15 protein-coding genes are annotated in these 18842 nt (G+C 67.0%); all 15 read left to right on the plus strand.

The features are described 5' to 3' along the window. Positions 1-228 precede the first annotated feature (228 nt). The 15 genes from ACW4E8_RS36375 to ACW4E8_RS36445 all read left to right on the plus strand — a co-directional run bounded on the left by ACW4E8_RS36375 (position 229) and on the right by ACW4E8_RS36445 (position 18740). Positions 229-1476: a branched-chain amino acid ABC transporter substrate-binding protein gene (locus ACW4E8_RS36375; RefSeq protein ID WP_456808922.1), complete on the plus strand. Its 1248-nt coding sequence runs from the start codon at positions 229-231 to the stop codon at positions 1474-1476. Positions 1477-1577: 101 nt separating this feature from the next. After that, complete coding sequence (locus tag ACW4E8_RS36380) at positions 1578-2519, plus strand: branched-chain amino acid ABC transporter permease (RefSeq protein WP_456808923.1); 942 nt, start codon at positions 1578-1580, stop codon at positions 2517-2519. 2 nt (positions 2520-2521) lie between these two features. Beyond that, complete coding sequence (locus ACW4E8_RS36385; protein WP_456808924.1) at positions 2522-3811, plus strand: branched-chain amino acid ABC transporter permease; 1290 nt, start codon at positions 2522-2524, stop codon at positions 3809-3811. Continuing rightward, positions 3808-4566, plus strand: coding sequence for an ABC transporter ATP-binding protein (locus ACW4E8_RS36390; protein WP_456808925.1), 759 nt, complete (start codon positions 3808-3810; stop codon positions 4564-4566). Before ACW4E8_RS36385 ends, ACW4E8_RS36390 begins: the two co-directional genes overlap by 4 nt. Beyond that, a complete protein-coding gene (locus ACW4E8_RS36395) occupies positions 4563-5279 on the plus strand; it encodes an ABC transporter ATP-binding protein (protein ID WP_456808926.1) in 717 nt (238 codons plus the stop codon). Before ACW4E8_RS36390 ends, ACW4E8_RS36395 begins: the two co-directional genes overlap by 4 nt. Next, positions 5276-6100, plus strand: a complete 825-nt coding sequence (locus tag ACW4E8_RS36400; protein WP_456808927.1) for an SDR family NAD(P)-dependent oxidoreductase — start codon at positions 5276-5278, stop codon at positions 6098-6100. The genes ACW4E8_RS36395 and ACW4E8_RS36400 overlap by 4 nt, the downstream gene beginning before the upstream one ends. 53 nt (positions 6101-6153) lie before the next feature. After that, entirely contained in the window at positions 6154-8343 is a 2190-nt protein-coding gene (locus ACW4E8_RS36405; protein ID WP_456808928.1) for an alpha-ketoacid dehydrogenase subunit alpha/beta, read from the plus strand. 17 nt (positions 8344-8360) lie between these two features. Then, complete coding sequence (locus tag ACW4E8_RS36410; protein ID WP_456808929.1) at positions 8361-8849, plus strand: VOC family protein; 489 nt, start codon at positions 8361-8363, stop codon at positions 8847-8849. After that, positions 8849-10096: a pyruvate dehydrogenase complex dihydrolipoamide acetyltransferase gene (locus tag ACW4E8_RS36415; protein WP_456808930.1), complete on the plus strand. Its 1248-nt coding sequence runs from the start codon at positions 8849-8851 to the stop codon at positions 10094-10096. The genes ACW4E8_RS36410 and ACW4E8_RS36415 overlap by 1 nt, the downstream gene beginning before the upstream one ends. Positions 10097-10106: 10 nt before the next feature. Beyond that, positions 10107-11498 (plus strand): dihydrolipoyl dehydrogenase, encoded by a 1392-nt coding sequence (gene lpdA, locus ACW4E8_RS36420; RefSeq protein ID WP_456808931.1) that lies wholly within the window; start codon positions 10107-10109, stop codon positions 11496-11498. A gap of 27 nt (positions 11499-11525) precedes the next feature. Continuing rightward, entirely contained in the window at positions 11526-12263 is a 738-nt protein-coding gene (locus tag ACW4E8_RS36425; RefSeq protein ID WP_456808932.1) for an SDR family NAD(P)-dependent oxidoreductase, read from the plus strand. Positions 12264-12287: 24 nt separating this feature from the next. Continuing rightward, positions 12288-13736 (plus strand): NADP-dependent succinate-semialdehyde dehydrogenase, encoded by a 1449-nt coding sequence (gene gabD / locus ACW4E8_RS36430; protein ID WP_456808933.1) that lies wholly within the window; start codon positions 12288-12290, stop codon positions 13734-13736. Between the two features lie 2 nt (positions 13737-13738). After that, the gene (locus ACW4E8_RS36435) at positions 13739-14572 is read left to right on the plus strand and encodes a shikimate dehydrogenase family protein (protein ID WP_456808934.1); all 834 of its coding nucleotides are present in this window, start codon (positions 13739-13741) and stop codon (positions 14570-14572) included. Between the two features lie 479 nt (positions 14573-15051). Beyond that, entirely contained in the window at positions 15052-18459 is a 3408-nt protein-coding gene (locus ACW4E8_RS36440) for an adenylate/guanylate cyclase domain-containing protein (protein WP_456808938.1), read from the plus strand. Positions 18460-18488: 29 nt separating this feature from the next. Then, positions 18489-18740, plus strand: coding sequence for a hypothetical protein (locus tag ACW4E8_RS36445; RefSeq protein ID WP_456808935.1), 252 nt, complete (start codon positions 18489-18491; stop codon positions 18738-18740). Positions 18741-18842: the final 102 nt, after the last annotated feature.

Raw genomic sequence — 18842 nt, forward strand, 5'->3', positions numbered from 1 at the left:
ATGGATCGGGGTGTGTAACTGGTCTTACAGGTTAATGTAGCATGCCCGGCGCACTGCTTTCCGGGAAATTGCTTCCCCCGTGGAAACCCTAGATCCGCCGATACGGCATTGACTGTGTCCGCCGGACTCCCTATATTTAATTGGTCTGACCAATTGTGGTTGTGGTCAGGCCAATTTGGCTGGCTCGATCCGGCCACTTCCGTCAGACCAACACAACAGGAGACAACCATGAGCGGTAGCCGTTTTCCCAGTCGTCTTGTCGCTTGCGCGGCCCTTTCGCTGCTGGGGGGCGCCGCATACGCGGCTCCGGTCAAAATCGCCATCGTGGAGACGCTGTCGGGTCCGCAAGCTTCTACCGGCCTGATGTTCCGCGCTGCGGCGCGCTATGCGATCGACAAGATCAATGCCGCCGGGGGCTGGAACGGCGAACCGCTGCAGCTGGTGGAGTACGACAACCAGGGTGGCCCCGCTGGTGCCGCCGACAAGCTCAAGGCCGCCATTGCCGATGGCGTGCAGATCGTGGTCCAGGGCGCATCGTCGGCGGTATCGGGCCAGCTGACCGAGGACGTGCGCAAGTACAACCTGCGCAATCCGGGCAAGGAGATCCTGTTCCTCAACGTTGGCGGCGAAGCGCTCGAGCTGACCGGCGAGAAGTGCCACTTCTACCATTTCAAGTTCGCCACCAACGCCGAGATCCGCGTCAAGGCGCTGGTCGGCGCGATGAAGCCGCTCAATGCGCTCGGCACGCGCGTGTACTCCATCAACCAGAACTATTCCTGGGGCATGGACATGGAGAAGGCGATCGCCAAGGACGCGGCCGCGGGCGGCTACCAGGTGGTGGAGAAGACGCTGCACGACGTCAACAAGGTGCAGGACTTCTCGCCGTACGTGGCCAAGATTGCCGCGACCAAGGCCGATACCACGATGACCGGCAACTGGTCGAACGACTTGCTGCTGCTGATGAAATCCACCAAGGCGGCAGGCCTCAAGACCCGCTTCGCCACGGTGTTCCTGGACCAGCCGGGCAATCTCGGCAACGCCGGCGAGGTGGCGCTCGGCCACTATGTCGCCCATCCGTTCAACGCGGAAGCGGGCGGCGCCGAGGGCGAGAAGTTCGCCAACGACTTCAAAGCCAAGGCAGGGCATCTGCCCGCCTATGTCGAGCCGCAGGCGGTGTTCGGCATCGAGATGCTGGGCCAGGCCCTGAAGACGGTCAAGCCCGAGAGCGGCAAGCTCAACGTCACAGCGCTGGCCAAGTCGCTGGAGAAGGCCACACTCAAGGGGCCGCTGGGTGAACTGAGCATGCGTGCCGATGACCACCAGGTGCTGCTGCCGATGGTGGTGTCGGTGGTCAGCAAGGAGGCAAGGTTCAAGGTGGACGGCACCGACATGGGCTTCAAGCCGGTGAAGACCTTCTCTGCAGCAGAAGCCGCGACGCCGCCGCAGGCCAGCTGCAAGATGCAGCGCCCGGCCTAGGCCTCTTCTCCCGCGTTCGCGGCCCGTCCGGGCCGCACCCGCCACGCGCGCACGGGCACGTCCCGGCGCGCGGCGGCCCGGCTCGTCCCCAGGAAGCGCACATGGAATACTTCATCGTCTCGCTACTCAACGGCGCCATCTACGGCCTGCTGCTGTTCATGGTCTCCGCCGGCCTGACGCTCATCTTCGGCATGATGGGCGTGCTCAACTTTGCCCATGCATCGTTCTACATGCTGGGTGCCTACCTTGCCTTCTCGCTGCAGGGCGTGATCGGCTTCTGGCCCGCCATCGTGGTGTCGCCGCTGCTGGTGGGACTGGTCGGTGTGGCCGTAGAGCGCTTTTTCCTGCGCCGTGTCCATCATCACGGCCATGCCCATGAGCTGCTGCTCACCTTCGGCCTGTCGTTCATCATCGCCGAGCTGGTCAAGCTGTTCTTCGGCAACTTTCCGGTCGACTACCGGGTGCCCGCGTCGCTGGATTTCGCCGCGTTCCACGTGGGCGCGTCAACCTACCCGTTCTACCGCGTCTTCATGGGCATCGTGGCCATCGCGATGTTCGTGGTCATCTACCTGCTGCTGACCCGCACGCGCGTCGGCATCGTGGTGCGCTCGGCCATCTACAAGCCGCGCATGGCCGAGGCGCTGGGCCACAACGTGCCGCTGGTGTTCATGGGCGTGTTCGGCATCGGCGCGGCGCTGGCCGGCCTGGCCGGGGCGGTCGCGGGCGCCTTCTATACCACCAACCCCAACATGGCGCTGGAACTGGGCGTGCTGGTCTTCGTGGTGGTCGTGGTGGGCGGGCTTGGCTCGCTGGAGGGCGCCATGGTGGCTTCGCTCCTGATCGGCCTGATGACGGCGTTGTCGGTCGGTGTGGACCGCAGCCTGGCCGACCTGCTGGCGCTGGTGGGCGCGGGCGAGTGGGCCAGCCGCGCGGGCGGGCTGCTGACCCTGAAACTGTCCAGCCTGTCGGCAACGATCCCGTTCGCGCTGATGTTGCTGATCCTGTTGTGCCGTCCGTCCGGCCTGATGGGCGAAAAGGAGTAAGCATGCGTCATTCCCGCACGATCCTGCTGGCGCTCGCCGTAGCCGCGCTGGTCGCGGCCCCCGCGGTGCTGTCGCCGTCGCTGGTCAACGCCACCATCCAGATGCTGATCGCGGTGCTGTTCGCGATGGCCTTCAATCTGCTCAGCGGCCAGGGCGGCATGCTCTCGTTCGGCCATGCCGCGTATTTTGGCGTGGGCGCGTTTGCCACGGTCCACGCCATGAACGCCGTGGGCGGCAATGGCCTGCTGCCCACGCCGCTGCTGCCGCTGGCGGGCGGCGCTGCCGGGCTTGCCATCGGCCTGGTCGCCGGGTGGTTCGCCACCAAGCGCACCGGCGTCTACTTTGCCATGATCACGCTGGCACTGGCCGAGCTGCTGCATGCGCTGGCGCCGCACATCAAGAGCTGGTTCGGCGGCGAAGCCGGCATCTCCACCATGCGCATGCCGGCCTGGGGCCTGACCTTCGGCGACAGCAACCAGGTGTACTACCTGACGCTGGCCTGGGTGCTGCTGTCGCTGGCGCTGCTCTACCTGTACACGCTGACGCCGGTCGGCCGCCTAACGCTGGGCCTGCGCGAGAACGCCAACCGGTTGCGCTTCCTCGGCTACGACATCCATCGGCTCGGCGTGCTGGTGTTCGCCATTTCCACGATGTTCTCGGGCATTGCCGGCGGCCTGCAGGCCATCAACATGGAGGCCGCCAACTATGTCCTGTTCGACGCGGGCGTTTCCGCGGCCGTGGTGCTCAACAGCTATATCGGCGGCGTCAAGGTCTTCCTGGGGCCGGCGCTCGGCGCGGCGCTGATGACCTTCTTCGGCTACGCGGTGTCCGACCTGACGCGCTCGTGGCTGCTGTACCAGGGCATCGTGTTCGTGCTGGTGATGCTGTTCATGCCGGCCGGCATCTCGGGCCTGCTGACATGGTGGGTCGCCGGCAGCAAGACTTATGGCGCGCGCAGCTTGCTTCCGATCGCCGTCACGTTTGTTGTCGCCACGCTGCTGCTGGCGGGCGGCACCGTGTTCAGCGTGGAACTGCTGCAGCGCTTCTTCTCGCAGGACTATCGCGCGCTGGCCGCGCTGAACGGTGGCGCCGGCTGGCCGCCGATCCCGCTGTTTGGCCGCGAATGGGCGCCGCTGTCGGCGCTGACGTGGCTGCCGCCAGCGGTGCTGGTGGGCGCAGGCGCCATGCTGGCCCGGCATGCCAGCCAGCGCTGGCTGCGGCTGCGCGAGGACGCTGAAACCACGGACATCGCCGCCGGCGATGCCATCGAGGCCGGGAGGAACCCCGCATGACCGCATCCCCCATCCTGTCGCTGCGCGGGCTGCGCAAGTCGTTCGGCGACGTCGACATCATCCGCGGCGTCGACCTAGACATCGTGCCGGGCGAGCGCCATGCGCTGATCGGCCCCAATGGCGCCGGCAAGTCCACGCTGTTCCACCTGATCTCGGGGCGCCTGCCGCTCACGCGCGGCGAGATCCTGCTCGGCGGCAAGCCGATCCATGGCCTCTCGCCGCAGGACATCAACCGCCGTGGCCTGGCCCGCTCGTTCCAGATCACCAATATCTTCGCCGGCCTGACTGTGTTCGAGAACCTGCGCCTGGCGCTGATGCGCCGGCATGGCCTCCAGTACACGCTGTGGCGGTTCGCCCACAAGGCGCGCGCGGTCAATGAGGAAGCCGCGCACCTGCTGGAGCAGGTGCGGCTCGCGCGCCGCGCGCAGGTGATTGCCGGGGAGCTGTCGTACTCGGAGCAGCGCTCGCTGGAGATCGCCATGACGCTGGCGTCCGACCCGCAACTGATCATGCTCGACGAGCCCATGGCCGGCATGTCGCACGAGGAAACCAGCTACACCGCGGGGCTGATCCGCGAGGTCACGCGGGGCCGCACGCTGATGATCGTGGAGCACGACATGGACGTGGTGTTCTCGCTCAGCGACCGCATCAGTGTGCTGGTCTACGGCGAGATCATCGCCACCGGCGCGCCCGACGAAATCCGCAACAACAACCGCGTGAAGGAAGCCTACCTGGGCGAGGAGGTCAGCGTATGAACCCCGCACCGCTGCTCTCGGTGGAAAAGCTGCACGCGCACTACGGCAAGAGCCACATCCTCCATGGCGTGGACTTCCAGGTCGGCCAGGGCGAGGTCGTTAGCCTGCTCGGCCGCAACGGCGCCGGCCGCTCGACCACGCTCAAGGCGATCATGGGGCTGGTGCCGCCCTCGGCCGGACACATCCGCCTGCGCGGCCGCGACCTGACCGGCGCGCGCTCGTATGCAATCTGCCGCAGCGGCATTGCCTACGTGCCCGAAGAGCGCGAGGTGTTTGCCAACCTGACCGTCGACGAGAACCTGCGCATGGGCGAGCAGCGCGCGCCAGAGGGCGCGCCGCAGTGGACCGTGGAGCAGATGTTCGACTACTTCCCGCGCCTGAAGGAACGCCGCAATACCAAGGCCGGCAGCCTTTCCGGCGGCGAGCAGCAGATGCTGACGATGTGCCGCTCGCTGCTGGGCAACCCGCTGGTGATGCTGATCGACGAGCCGACCGAAGGCCTGGCGCCCAAGATCGTCGCCGTGGTCGGCGAAGCCATCCGCGACATCCACCGGCGCGGCGTCTCGGTGGTGCTGGTGGAGCAGAAGCTCGCCATCGCGCTCAAGGTGTCGATTCGCGTCTGTGTGATGGGCCATGGCCGCATCGTGTTTGAAGGCACCCCGGAACAACTGACCTCCAACCCCCAACTACTCAAGGACTGGCTCGCGGTATGAACGCCCCTTCTTTTGCCGGATTTCCCGGCGCGCAACCGTTTGCCCCGGCCCGCTACCCGGGCCTGGAAGGCAAGGTGGTGCTCAACACCGGCGGCGCAAGCGGCATCGGCCGCGCCATGGCCCACGGCTTCGCGCGCCACGGCGCGCGCCTGGTGCTGCTGGACCTGGACGCCAAAGGGCTGGCCGCTACCCGGCACGAGCTCGAGACGGCCTTCCCCGGCCTGCAGGTGCTGACCGTGCAGGCGTCGACCACCGACGACGAGGCGGTCGAGCGCGCCTGCGCCGAGGCCGAGACGCGCTTCGGCCGCATCGACATCCTGCTCAACAACGCCGGCATCTCGATGAACAAGCCGTCGATTGCCCTGACGCCGGCTGAGTGGCGCCGTGCCATCGACATCGACCTCTCGGGGGTCTTCTACTGCACCCAGGCCGCCGCGCGCCGCATGATCCGCCAGAACGGCGGCGTCATCCTGAGCACTGCTTCGATGTGGGGCCTGGTGTCGTCGGCCAACCGGCTGGCCTATTGCGCGGCCAAGGCCGGCGTGGTGTCGCTGACCAAGTCGCTCGCGGCCGAATGGGCGCAGCACAATATCCGCGTCAATGCCGTCTGTCCGGGCTATACGCGCACCGCGCTGACCGACACGCTGATCGAGCGCCGCGCGCTGGACGCCGACGCGCTGATGGCGCGCACGCCGCTGCGCCGCTTCGGCACCCCGGAGGAGATGGCCGAGGTGGCGCTGTTCCTGGCGTCGGACGCGGCCGCGTTCATCACCGGCCACGCGCTGGTCTCCGATGGCGGCTGGACGGCCGACGGCTTCTGAGCCCGGGCGGCCCGGTCTACACGATCCGAACATCCTGAACCAAGGACTATTCCATGTCTGAATGCATCGCCCTGCAACCCGGCGCCGACTGGGTCGAGTTGCGTACCACGGAGGAAGACTGGGCCAACGCGGCCCCCGGCCTGCTGGGCACCATGCTGACCCACATGCACCTGATCCGCGGCTTCGAAGAAGCCGTGCTGGAGCTGGCCGCCGAAGGCCTGGTCCACGGGCCGGCGCACTCCAGCATCGGACAGGAGGGCGGCGCGGCCGGCTCCATCGTCGGCCTGACCGGCGCGGACCAGGTCAACGGCTCGCACCGCGGCCACCACCAGTTCCTGTCCAAGGCGCTGGGCTACCTGGCGCCGCAAGGGCTGGATCCCGATGCGCCGTTTTCCGACGCCGTGCAGACGCTGCTGCAGCGCACGCTGGCGGAGATCCTCGGGCTGGCGCAGGGCTTCTGCAAGGGCCGCGGCGGCTCGATGCACCTGCAATGGGCCGAGGCCGGCGCGCTGGGCACCAACGCCATCGTCGGCGGCGGCGTGCCGCTGGCAGCGGGCGCTGCCTGGGCGCACCAGCATGCCGGAACCGACGCGGTGGCCGTGACCTACTTCGGCGACGGCGCGGTCAACATCGGCTCGGTGCTGGAGACGATGAACCTGGCCGCCGCGTGGAAACTGCCGTTGTGCTTCTTCATCGAGAACAACGGCTATGCGGTCTCCACCACCGTGGCGGAATCGACGGCCGAGCCGCGCCTGTCCGCGCGCGGGCCGGGCTTCGGCATCCGCAGCTGGAAGGTCGACGGCATGGACCCGCTGGCCGTGCACCTGGCGATGCAACAGGCGCTGGCGCATATGCGCGCCGGCCACGGCCCGGCCGTGATCGAGGCGGAGGTGTATCGCTTCCTCCACCAGAACGGCCCGTTCCCGGGCAGCGCGTTCGGCTATCGCAGCAAGGAAGAAGAGCAGCAGTGGCGCGCGCGCGACCCGCTGGACCTGCTGGCGCGCCGCATGCAGGGGCGTGGCCTGCTCTCGGCGGAGCAGGTGCAGGCCTTGCGCGAGCGCGTCAGGGCCGCGATGCAGGCCGCCATGGCGGCGCTGACGCAGCCCGATCCGTCCGGCAAGGCGGGCAAGCGCATCATCCGCCCGGAACTGTGGCCCAGCCCGGACTTCCGCGACGTGGGCATCCGCAGCGACCTGAAGGAACTGGAAGGGCTGCGCTACGCGGACCAGGATACCTTCACCGGCATGCTCGACACCCGCAAGTTCGTCGACGTGGTGGCCGACGTGATGGGCCGGCGCATGGAAACCGACAGCACGGTGGTGGTCATGGGCGAAGACGTCCACCGGCTCAAGGGCGGCACCAACGGCGCCACGCGCGGGCTGCGCGACCGCTTCCCGGAACGCGTGCTGGGCACGCCGATCAGCGAGAACGCCTTTGTCGGCCTGGGCGGCGGCGTGGCGCTGGATGGCCGCTTCAAGCCGGTGGTGGAGTTCATGTACCCCGACTTCATGTGGGTTGCCGCCGACCAGGTCTTCAACCAGATCGGCAAGGCCCGGCACATGTTCGGCGGCGAGAGCGACGTGCCGCTGGTGCTGCGCACCAAGGTGGCGATGGGCACCGGCTACGGTTCCCAGCACTCGATGGACCCGGCCGGCATCTTCGCGACCAATCCGGGCTGGCGCATCGTGGCGCCGTCGAACCCGTTCGACTATGTGGGGCTGATGAATACCGCACTGGCCTGCAAGGACCCGGTGCTGGTGATCGAGCACGTGGACCTGTACAACAGTTCCGCGCTCGGCCCGGTGGACGACCTGGACTACCACCTGCCGCTGGGCAAGGCGGCGGTGCGGCGCCAGGGCAGCGAGGTCACGGTCATCACCTACCTGTCGATGGTCGGCCACGCGCTGGAAGCCGTGGAGAAGGCCGGCGTGGACGCCGAGGTGATCGACCTGCGCTGGCTCGACCGCGCCAGCCTGGACTGGGAGACCATCGAAGCCAGCATCCGCAAGACCAACAATGTGTTGATCGTGGAGCAGGGCGCGCGCGGGACTTCCTATGGCGGCTGGCTCGCCGACGAGCTCCAGCGGCGCTGCTTCGACTGGCTGGACCAGCCCGTGCAGCGCGTCGCGGGCGCGGAAGCGGCACCGAGCATCTCCAAGGTGCTCGAGCGGGCGGCGGCGGCGCGCACCGAAGAAGTCATCGACGGCCTGCGCCATGTGATGCGCGACAAGGGCCTGGCCTGAACCGGGGAGTCATGGAAATGAAGATGAACATGGTGGTACCACTGGAAGTCGGCATCGCGGTCCGGGACCTGCCCCGCATGCGCCGCTTCTACGAAGACGTGCTGGGCTTCACCTTTGTCAGCGAGGTGGTGGTGCCGGCGGAGAAATCAGTGCAGGCGGCGATGCACGCGCAGGGCTACACCGTCGTGCGCCTGCAGACCCCTTATGGCGAGCGCATCAAGCTGCTGGCGCCGCAGCACCCGCCCGCCGCCGAGCCGGCGACGGCATATATCCTCGAAAAGGCCAACGCGTCGTACCTGACCTTCATCGTCGACGACATCCAGGCCGTGGTCGATGCCATGCTGGCGCAGGGCGTCGAGTTCATGACCGGTCCCCGCCGCGTCGAAGTCCGCCCCGGCACCTACCTGGCGTTCTGCCGCGACCCGGAGGGCAACGTGCTGGAGATCGTCCAGTACACCGACATCGCCGGCTATCGTCCCGACCTGATCGCCAAGGGAGATGCCTGATGGCCATCCTGCTGCGCATGCCCGAGGTGGCCGCTAATGCCACCCACGCCACCTTGCAGGCCTGGACCCGGCAGGAGGGCGACAAGATTGCCGTGGGCGACTGTATTGCCGAGATCGAGACCGACAAGGCGATGGTCGAGCTCAACGCCGACACCGCCGGAACGCTCGGCCGGATGCTGGCTCGGCCCGGGCAGGAGGTGGAGGTCGGCGCGCCGATTGGCGTGCTGCTGGTCAATGGCGAGACGCATGCCGATATCGACGCGCTGATCGCGTCGTCTGGCGCCATCGTGGTGCCTGGGGCGCAGCCGCCAGCACAGGAGCCCGCGGTGCCTGTAGCGCCCCTGGCCGCCGAACCCGCCACCGCGCCCGCCCGCATCTTCGCGAGCCCGCTGGCACGGCGGCTGGCCGCGCAACGCGGCCTCGACCTTGCCAAGCTGACGGGCAGCGGCCCGAACGGGCGGATCGTCAGGCGCGATGTGGAGGCGGCTCAGGCCCCTGCCGCGGTCCCGGCCCTTGCCGCGGCCCCGGCGTCCGGCAGGCCGGCACCGGTGCAGGATGCCGCTGCCGATGGCTTCATCGAGATTCCACATAGCAATATGCGGCGGACTATTGCGCGCCGGCTGGCAGAAAGCAAGGCCACCATCCCGCATTTCTACCTGTCGGCGGACTGCCAGGTGGACCGGCTGCTGGCGCTGCGCGCCGAGATCAACGCCGGCGCCGCGCGCAAGATCTCCGTCAACGACTTCGTGGTGCGCGCGGTGGCCGTGGCGCTGCGCGAGGTGCCGGAGGCCAACGTGGCATGGACCGATACCGCGCTGCGGCAGTTCCGCACGGCCGACATCGCCGTGGCCGTGTCCACCGACACCGGCCTGATCACCCCGATCGTGCGCGCGGCCGAGTGCAAGCCGCTGTCGGCGATCAGCGCCGAGATCGCCGAGCTGGCGGCCCGTGCGCGCGCGGGCCAGCTGCGCCCGGACGAATACCAGGGCGGCAGCTTCAGCGTCAGCAACCTCGGCATGCATGGCGTGGGCGAGTTTTCCGCGATCATCAACCCGCCGCAGGCCGCCATCCTGGCGGTGGGCGCCGCGCAGGCGATGCCGGTGGTGCGCAACGGCAAGGTCGAGGTGGCCCAGGTCATGCGCTGCACGCTCTCGGTCGACCATCGCGCCATCGACGGCGCGCTGGCGGCCAAGTGGCTGGCCGCGTTCCGGCGCCTGCTGGAAAACCCGCTGGCCATGCTGGTCTGAAGGGGGCGCCATGACATCTTCGTTCGACCTTGCCATCGTCGGCGGCGGGCCCGGCGGCTACGTCGCCGCCATCCGCGCCGCGCAACTGGGCATGCGTACCGCCGTGATCGAGAAGGATGCGCTCGGCGGCATCTGCCTGAACTGGGGCTGCATCCCGACCAAGGCCCTGCTGCGCTCGGCCGACGTGCTGCGCATGGTGAAGGATGCCGCGGCCTATGGCGTCGCCGTGGGCGAGCCCCGCGCGGATGTGCCGGCCATGGTGGCGCGTTCGCGCGCAGTGGCGGCGCAGCTCAACAAGGGCGTGGCGCACCTGATGAAGAAGCACGGCATCACCGTGCTCAACGGCCATGGGCGGCTGGCGGGCAAGGGCCGGCTCCAGGTGAGCGCGGCAGACGGCCAGGCCAGCACCATTGGCGCCGGCCATATCGTCCTGGCCACCGGCGCGCGCGCGCGGCCGCTGCCGCAATTGCCGGTCGATGGCAGCACCGTCTGGAGCTACCGCGAGGCGCTGGCGCCACCGACGATCCCGCGCCGCATGCTGATCGTGGGCGCGGGGGCGATCGGGGTGGAGTTCGCGAGCTTCTATCACGCGGTAGGCGTGCAGGTTACGCTGGTCGAGATGGCCGAGCGCATCGTGCCAACGGAGGATGCGGAGATCTCCGCGCAGGTGGCGAGCCAGCTCCGGCGCGACGGCATCGCCATCCACGCCGGCACCCGCCTGGAGGGTGTGCAGCGCGGTGCGTCCGGCTGGACGGTGACGCTGGCAGGCAGCGAATCCGCGCGGCTTGAGACCGACGTGGTGCTGGTCGCGGCCGGCATCGTCGGCAATGTCGAGGATCTCGGCCTGGAAGGCACCGGGGTCAGGGTCGAGCGCACGCATATCGTCACGGACGCATACGGCTGTACTGGCGAGCCGGGCGTGTACGCCATCGGCGACGTGGCCGGCCCGCCATGGCTGGCGCACAAGGCCAGCCATGAAGGCGTGATCTGCGTTGAGCGCATTGCCGGGCTGCAGCCGCACCCGCTCGACCCGCGCCGGATCCCGGCGTGCACCTACAGCCATCCGCAAGTAGCCAGCGTCGGCCTGACCGAAGCGCAGGCGATGGCGGCAGGCCACCGCGTGCGCGTCGGCAGGTTCCCGTTCTCGGCCAACGGCAAGGCCATCGCGATGGGCGCCACTGGCGGGCTGGTCAAGGTGGTGTTCGACGAAGGCAGCGGCGAACTGCTGGGCGCCCACATGGTGGGCGACGAGGTGACTGAGATGATCCAGGGCTACGGCATTGCGCAGGCGCTGGAAACTACCGAGGCCGAGCTGATGGCGGCCGTGCTGCCGCACCCGACCCTGTCCGAGGCGATGCACGAGGCCGTCCTGGCGGCCTACGGCCGCGCCCTGCATATCTGAATCGAGCCGACCGCACGGAGACCCTGCATGTCTGACTTTGCATCGCGTACGCTGCTGCTGACCGGCGCCAACGGAGGGATCGGCCGCGAGCTCGCGCGCCTGTTCCACGCCGGCGGCGCCAACCTGGTGTTGACCGACCTGGATGCGGACGGCCTGGCCGGCTTCGCGCGCAGCCTTGGCGACCCCGAGCGCATCGTGACGCTGCCCATGGACGCCGCCAGCCCGGACGACAGCGCGCGCGCCGTCGCCACGGCGGTCGAGCGCTTTGGCGGCATAGATTTCCTGGTGCCGTCCGCCGGCCTATACCAGTCCCAGCCGGTCGCGGAAATGACCGACGCGCAGTGGCGCCAGACGCTTGGCATCAATCTGGACGGCGTCTTCTACCTGATCCGCCGGGCGATTCCGGCCTTGCGGGAGGGCAGCGCCATCGTCAACCTGACCTCGGTGGCGGCGCACCGCGGGGCCTACAGCAACGCCCACTATGCGGCCTCCAAAGGGGCGCTGCTGAGCCTCACGCGCAGCCTGGCGCGCGAACTGGGGCCGCGTACCCGTGTCAATGCCGTGTCGCCCGGCATCATTGAAACGCCGATGACGACCGAACTGGTGCGTACACGCGGCGCCGAATCGGTGGAACAGACCCCCCTGCGGCGGCTGGGCCATCCGCGCGAAGTCGCCAGCGCGATCGCTTTCCTGTGCAGCGGCGCCGCCAGCTTCATCACGGGCGAGGTGCTGCACGTCAACGGCGGCCTCTATATGGCCGGCTGATACGGCCTAACCATCACACTGACTATGCTGAACCTTCAGGATTCCTCGCTGCTGCGGCAGCAGTGTTATATCGACGGCCGCTGGCTCGACGGTGAGCGCCGCATCGCCGTCACCAACCCGGCCACCGGCGAACGCGTGGGCCAGGTGCCGCAACTGGGCGCCGACGAGACCCGCCAGGCCATCGAGGCCGCCAACCGCGCGCAGCCGGCGTGGCGCGCGCGCACCGCCAAGGAACGCTCGGCGCTGCTGCGCAAGTGGTTCGAGCTGATCCTGGCGAACCAGGAAGACCTGGCCCGCATCATGACCGCCGAACAAGGCAAGCCGCTCGCCGAGGCGCGCGGCGAGATCGCCTACGCGGCCTCGTTCATCGAATGGTTCGCCGAGGAAGGCAAGCGCGTCTACGGCGACACCATCCCGGCGCCGGTCAGCAACCAGCGCATCGTCGTCACCAAGGAGCCGGTGGGTGTGTGCGCGGCGATCACGCCATGGAACTTCCCCGCGGCCATGATCACGCGCAAGGCCGGGCCGGCGCTGGCGGTGGGCTGCACCATGGTGCTCAAGCCCGCCTCGCAGACGCCGCTGACCGCGCTGGCGCTGGTGGCATTGGCCGAGCGCGCCGGCATCCCCGCCGGCGTGCTGTCGGTGGTGACGGGCTCGGCCAGCGCCATCGGCGGCGAGATGAGCACCAACCCGCTCGTGCGCAAGCTGACCTTCACCGGCTCGACCGAGGTCGGCCGCGTGCTGATGGCGCAGACCGCGTCGACCATCAAGAAGGTGTCGATGGAGCTCGGCGGCAACGCGCCCTTCATCGTGTTCGACGATGCCGACCTCGACGCGGCCGTGGAAGGCGCGATCGTGTCGAAGTACCGCAATGCCGGCCAGACTTGCGTCTGCGCCAACCGCATCTACGTCCAGTCGGGCGTGTACGACGCCTTCGCGCAGAAGCTGGTGGCCGCGGTGGCGGCGCTGCAGGTCGGCAACGGCATGGAAGACGGCGTGCGCATCGGCCCGCTGATCGACGACAAGGCGGTGGCCAAGGTCGAAGAGCATATCGCCGATGCCGTGGGCAAGGGCGCGCGCGTGCTGCACGGCGGGCAGCGCCATGCGCTGGGCCACTCGTTCTTCCAGCCCACGGTGCTGGCCGACGTGCGCCCCGGCATGCTGGTGGCGCGCGAGGAAACCTTCGGCCCGCTGGCGCCGCTGTTCCGCTTCGACACCGAGGACGAGGTGGTGGCCATGGCCAACGATACCGAGTTCGGCCTGGCCAGCTATTTCTATGCGCGCGACCTGGGCCGCGTCTGGCGCGTGTCCGAACGGCTGGAATATGGCATGGTGGGCGTGAACACCGGCCTGATCTCCAACGAGGTGGCGCCCTTCGGTGGCGTCAAGCAGTCCGGCGTGGGGCGCGAGGGCTCGCACTACGGCATCGAGGACTACCTGGTGATCAAGTACACCTGCATGGCGGGGATCTGAGCATGCAAATCGACGGCAATACCCAGCTTGTCGGCATCATCGCCGACCCCATCGGCCAGGTGCGCACGCCGCAGCTGTTCAACGCCTCGGTGTCCCGCCAGGGCCTGAATGCGGTCTGCGTGCCGTTCCACGTCGCTCCCCAGCAGTTGCGTGCGCTGCTCGACAGTCTCCCGGCAATGAAGAACCTGGCCGGCATGGTGGTCACCGTGCCGCACAAGGAAGCGGTCGTCGGGGTGTGTGCCGAGCTGACGGAGACCGCGCGCATGGTCGGATCGGTCAATGCGCTGCGCTACGACCGCGACCGGCGTCTCTGGGTCGGCGGCAACTTCGATGGCGACGGCTTCGTTGCCGGCCTGCGCGAGCGCGGCCACGCGCTGGCGGGCAAGCGCGTCCTGCAGGTCGGCGCCGGCGGCGCGGGCAAGGCCATGGCCTTCGCCATCGCGCGGGAACGGCCAGCGGAACTGGTGGTCCACAACCGCTCCGCGGAGAAGGCGGTGCAGCTGGTGGAACGGTTGCGCGCCGCGCTGCCCGACGTGGCTATCCGCGCGGGCGGCGACGACCCGGCCGGATTCGACGTGGTGGTCAATGCCACGTCGCTCGGCCTGCGCGACGACGATGCGCTGCCGTTGCCGGCCGAGCGCCTGGCCCCCGGCACGCTGGTCTGCGAAGCTGTCGTGCGCGATCCGGAGACCGCGCTGCTGGCAGCGGCGCGCGCGCGAGGCTGCCGCATCCATCACGGGCAATGGATGCTGTACGGGCAGATCGTCGAGATCGCGCGCTTTCTCGGCGTGCCGCTCGAGGCCACCTTTGTAGAGCGGACACTGGGGCCGTGGTGAATCCATTTGCGTCATATCTCGGCTTTATGCTGAATTTAGCTCTCCCTACACCCCTATCGCCTCGCCGAGGCGCCCGGTGCAACAACTGATCGAAATCGCTCATGCCAGCACCACGGTAGAAGGATGAAGATCCGCGACGCTGACACAGCGCGCCCTTGCGGCGGTTGGCAACCGCGCTGGCGGTTGCCTTCGGCGCCGCTTCCTTGCATGCCACCGCTGCAACAACCGCGGAGACGCCCACGCGCATCGTTATCGGATTTGCGCCCGGTGGCGCGCTGGATATCTTCGCGCGCACGCTTCGCGAGAAGCTGCGCGTATCGCTTGGCACGCCGGGTCCTGGTCGAGAACCGGCCCGGGGCTTCGGCGCGTCTGGCGCTGGAGAACGTCAGGCGCGCCCGGGGGATGGTGATCACGCCGAACAACTTGCGGCAGAAGTCGACGGGACGTTTAATACATTCGGGAAGTCACAGAGGTGTATCATGCTGCAGTGCACAAAATGTGGATTCGCGAATGATGCGGGGGCCAATTTCTGTCAGCATTGCGGCTCCCGGCTGGCACGTCCCTGCCCGCAGTGTGGGCACGAACTGAATCCGGCTGCGCGCTACTGCACAGCGTGTGGCGCGGCCGTCGGTGAATCGCGCCTCGCGCCGTTCGCCACGCCAGTTCAATACACACCTCCCCACCTTGCCGAGCGCATCCGCGCAGAGCAGGCCGCGCGGGAAGCGCGAGGTGAGATTTCGGGCGAACGCAAGACCATCACCGTGCTCTTTGCCGACATGGCGGGATCGACCGCTCTGATCCACGACCGGGATCCGGAGGAGGCCCTCCGGCTTATCACCCCCGTCATCGAACTGATGATGGAGGCCGTGCATTACTACGAAGGATACGTGGCTAAGTCCTTGGGCGACGGGATCCTGGCGCTGTTCGGCGCGCCCATCGCCCATGAGGACCATGTCCAGCGCGCAATATACGCGGCGCTGCGCATGCAGGAAGCGATGCGCATGCAGAGCGACAAACTCCGGCTCGCACAGGGCATCTCGCTGCAGATTCGGGTGGGTGTGCACACCGGCGAGGTGGTGGTGCGATCGATCCGTAAGGATAACCTGCACACTGACTATGACCCGGTGGGACACACGATCCACATTGCCGCACGAATGGAGACGATGGCGGCGCCCGCGACCATTCTCGTGAGCGATAGAACCCACAAGCTCGCGGCAGGGTATTTCGAGTTCAAGGCGCTTGGGGAGGCCCAGGTCAAAGGCGTCCCTCAACCGCTCGCAGTCTATGAAGTGCTGGGCCTTGGGGCATTGCGCACGCGTCTGCAGGTTGCTGCTCACCGCGGCTTGGCCCGCTTCGTGGGCAGGGAGGCCGAGCTTGAGGCGCTAGGCCGGGCGCTGGAGAAGTCCAAGGCCGGATACGGGCAGATTGTCGTGGTGGTAGGGGAGGCGGGGGTCGGCAAGTCGCGGTTGTTCCACGAATTTAAGGCATGCTCGGAGCGCGGCTGCCTGGTGCTGGAAACTTTCTCGGTGTCGCACGGCAAGGCCTTTGCCTATTTGCCGCTCATCGAACTGCTGAAGAACTATTTCCAGTTCACCGCCCAGGATGATCAGCGTCGATGCCAGGAAAAGGTGACGGGCAAGATCCTCACGCTGAGCCGTAGCCTTGAAGATCTCATGCCCTACTTGCTGTACCTGTTGGGCATCGGCGACCTCTGCGCGGTGCCGGCGGACATGAGTGCCAGTCTCCGGCGCGAGCGCACGTTCGAGATAATCGCGCGCCTGCTGATTAGTGAGAGCCATAAGCAGCCCGTCCAGTTGGTGTTCGAGGACCTCCAGTGGCTCGATACCGAGACGGAAGCCTTTCTGAACTACATCATCGAGAGGGTGAATAAAGCCCGGATCCTGCTCTTGGCGAACTACCGTTCCGAGTATCAGACCGGATGGGGTCACAAGAACTACTGCACCGAGTTGCGGCTCAACCCCCTCGATCCATCCGAGGCGCAAGGCCTGCTCAGCAACCTTTTGGGCGACGATCCCAAACTCAGGCCGCTCAAGGAACGCATCCAGGAAAAGACGGAGGGCAACCCCTTCTTCATGGAGGAGGTCGTCCAGACCTTGGCCGAGGAAAAGGCGCTGCTCGGTGAACCTGGCCGTTACCATATCGAAAGGACGCCGACCGCATTGCATATTCCCACCACGGTACAGGGGGTGCTGGCGGCGCGCATGGATCGTCTGCCATTCGCGCAGAAGGAACTGCTGCAGACGCTGGCCGTGATCGGCAAGGAAATGCCCTTGAGCCTGATCCGGCAGGTCACCGGGCTGGCGGTAGATCGCCTGTATCCTCTGCTGGAGGGTCTGCAGGCCGCAGAGTTCATCTATGGACGGCCTGCCTTTCCGGAGCTCGAATATGCATTCAAGCATGCCCTCACCCAGGAAGTCGCCGGCAACTCCCTGCTCTCGGACCAGCGCTGTGCGTTGCACGAACGCACGGGCAGGGCCATCGAGGCGCTCTTTCGTCATCAGTTGAAAGACCACTGCAGTGAACTGGCGCATCATTACAGTCTAAGCGGCAACCTCGTCAAGGCGGTGGAGTACCTGCACTGCGCCGGACGCCAGGCCATTGAGCGCTCCGCTTACCCCGATGCCATCCGACACGTTGGAACGGCATTGGAACTTCTGAGCCGGCTGCCCGATACGCCAGAGCGCGGGCGTCAGGAACTGGCGCTGCGCGTCACCCTCGGTCCTGCCTTGATTGCCGCCATCGGCTATGCCTCACCGGAGGCGGAGGCCAACTATACGCGGGCCTTGAACCTGTGCGAGCACGATGGTGATGCCCCGCAACTGTTCCAGGTGAAGCTCGGGCTGCGCACCTTTTTCTCACTTCGTGCGCAGCACGGGACGGCCTATGAACTGGGTGAGGCGCTGCTCGGGCTCGCTGAGCATGACCGGGACCCGGCGTTGCTGGCCGAGGCGCATATTGCGCTCGGGAGCTCCTCACTCTTTCTGGGAGAGTTCCGGAAGGCGAGGACACATCTAGAGCAGGGGGTCGTCAACTATGAGGCTGAACAGCATCCTGCTCATGCCGCGCAGTTCGGGCAAGACGCCGGTGTCCGCGGACGCAGCTTCCTGGCGTGGGCCTTGTGGTACCTCGGTTTACCGGCGCAGGCACGCATACAGGTCGTGGCAGCGCTGGCGCAGGCACGCAAGATTTCTCATCCCTTCAGCCTGGCAGTCGGCCTGATCTTTGCAGCCAAGCTGTACCAATGCAGCGGTGAAACGCAACTGGCGCGGGAGCACGCCGAGGCCGCCATAGAACTTTCGACCGAACAGGGATTTCCATTCTGCCGCGCATTCGGCGTCATCTTGCGGGGATGGGCGTTGGCCAGGCAGGGAAGCGGTGAGGAGGGTATCGCTCAGATGCGCCAAGGCCTGAACGCGTTCGAGGCCACCGGCGCTGAGTTGGGTCGGCCCTATTTCATGGCGCTGCTGGCCGAAGCCTTAGGGAATGCGGGACAGCCCGGTGCGGGGTTGGATGTGCTGGATGGCGGCCTCCTCAGGGTGAACGACACGGGCGAGCGCTACCATGAAGCCGAGTTGCATCGGCTTAAGGGGGAACTGCTCCTTCAACAGTTGCACGCCGGGCCATGCACGCCCCATGAGGTGGCAGGAGCGGAAGCTTGCTTCCATCAGGCGATCGCAATCGCCCGCCGGCAAAGTGCGAAATCGCTTGAATTTCGCGCGACACTGAACCTTGCGCGGTTATGGCAACAGCAAGGGAAGACGGAAATCGCGCGCCAGACGCTGGCTGGCGTTCTCGAGGCCATCGAGGAGGGGCGCGATACCGCTGACTGGCAGCAGGCCGAGGAGTTGCTGCACTCCGCTACGTGAGGGAGAGCGGTCTCGATCTCGTGAACAGAATGAAAAAATTGCTGACAGCAATGGTTGCGACTTACGACCTCTTCTTCTGTGACATTGATCAAGGTACGGCAGACCAGGTTGCCAACAAGGGCGTTCATTATTTGCGGACGAACGTTCCAAAGGATGAACTCAAAGAAGTGATGGAGTTTACGATGCGGCAGCACGACCGGGCGATGAAACGCTATGAAAGCGACAAATCGGCCTGCATGAAGGTTAAAGAAGCCGTTGCTTGCATTCAACAACTGCGATGATTGGGCCCTAGCAGGCTGTTGAATTTGGCCCCCGAGTAAACGGGGATTTGGTGCCAGACGTTATGGATATCGTGTTCATAAACTCGGGTGGCGGATGCGATG

Source organism: Cupriavidus sp. CP313 (genome assembly GCF_054072015.1).

Bases quoted from the DNA above. Each gene is read 5' to 3' on its own strand.
- ACW4E8_RS36375 (WP_456808922.1), top strand. From the start codon at position 229: ATGAGCGGTAGCCGTTTTCCCAGTCGTCTTGTCGCTTGCGCGGCCCTT.
- ACW4E8_RS36380 (WP_456808923.1), top strand. From the start codon at position 1,578: ATGGAATACTTCATCGTCTCGCTACTCAACGGCGCCATCTACGGCCTG.
- ACW4E8_RS36385 (WP_456808924.1), top strand. From the start codon at position 2,522: ATGCGTCATTCCCGCACGATCCTGCTGGCGCTCGCCGTAGCCGCGCTG.
- ACW4E8_RS36390 (WP_456808925.1), top strand. From the start codon at position 3,808: ATGACCGCATCCCCCATCCTGTCGCTGCGCGGGCTGCGCAAGTCGTTC.
- ACW4E8_RS36395 (WP_456808926.1), top strand. From the start codon at position 4,563: ATGAACCCCGCACCGCTGCTCTCGGTGGAAAAGCTGCACGCGCACTAC.
- ACW4E8_RS36400 (WP_456808927.1), top strand. From the start codon at position 5,276: ATGAACGCCCCTTCTTTTGCCGGATTTCCCGGCGCGCAACCGTTTGCC.
- ACW4E8_RS36405 (WP_456808928.1), top strand. From the start codon at position 6,154: ATGTCTGAATGCATCGCCCTGCAACCCGGCGCCGACTGGGTCGAGTTG.
- ACW4E8_RS36410 (WP_456808929.1), top strand. From the start codon at position 8,361: ATGAAGATGAACATGGTGGTACCACTGGAAGTCGGCATCGCGGTCCGG.
- ACW4E8_RS36415 (WP_456808930.1), top strand. From the start codon at position 8,849: ATGGCCATCCTGCTGCGCATGCCCGAGGTGGCCGCTAATGCCACCCAC.
- lpdA (WP_456808931.1), top strand. From the start codon at position 10,107: ATGACATCTTCGTTCGACCTTGCCATCGTCGGCGGCGGGCCCGGCGGC.
- ACW4E8_RS36425 (WP_456808932.1), top strand. From the start codon at position 11,526: ATGTCTGACTTTGCATCGCGTACGCTGCTGCTGACCGGCGCCAACGGA.
- gabD (WP_456808933.1), top strand. From the start codon at position 12,288: ATGCTGAACCTTCAGGATTCCTCGCTGCTGCGGCAGCAGTGTTATATC.
- ACW4E8_RS36435 (WP_456808934.1), top strand. From the start codon at position 13,739: ATGCAAATCGACGGCAATACCCAGCTTGTCGGCATCATCGCCGACCCC.
- ACW4E8_RS36440 (WP_456808938.1), top strand. From the start codon at position 15,052: ATGCTGCAGTGCACAAAATGTGGATTCGCGAATGATGCGGGGGCCAAT.
- ACW4E8_RS36445 (WP_456808935.1), top strand. From the start codon at position 18,489: ATGAAAAAATTGCTGACAGCAATGGTTGCGACTTACGACCTCTTCTTC.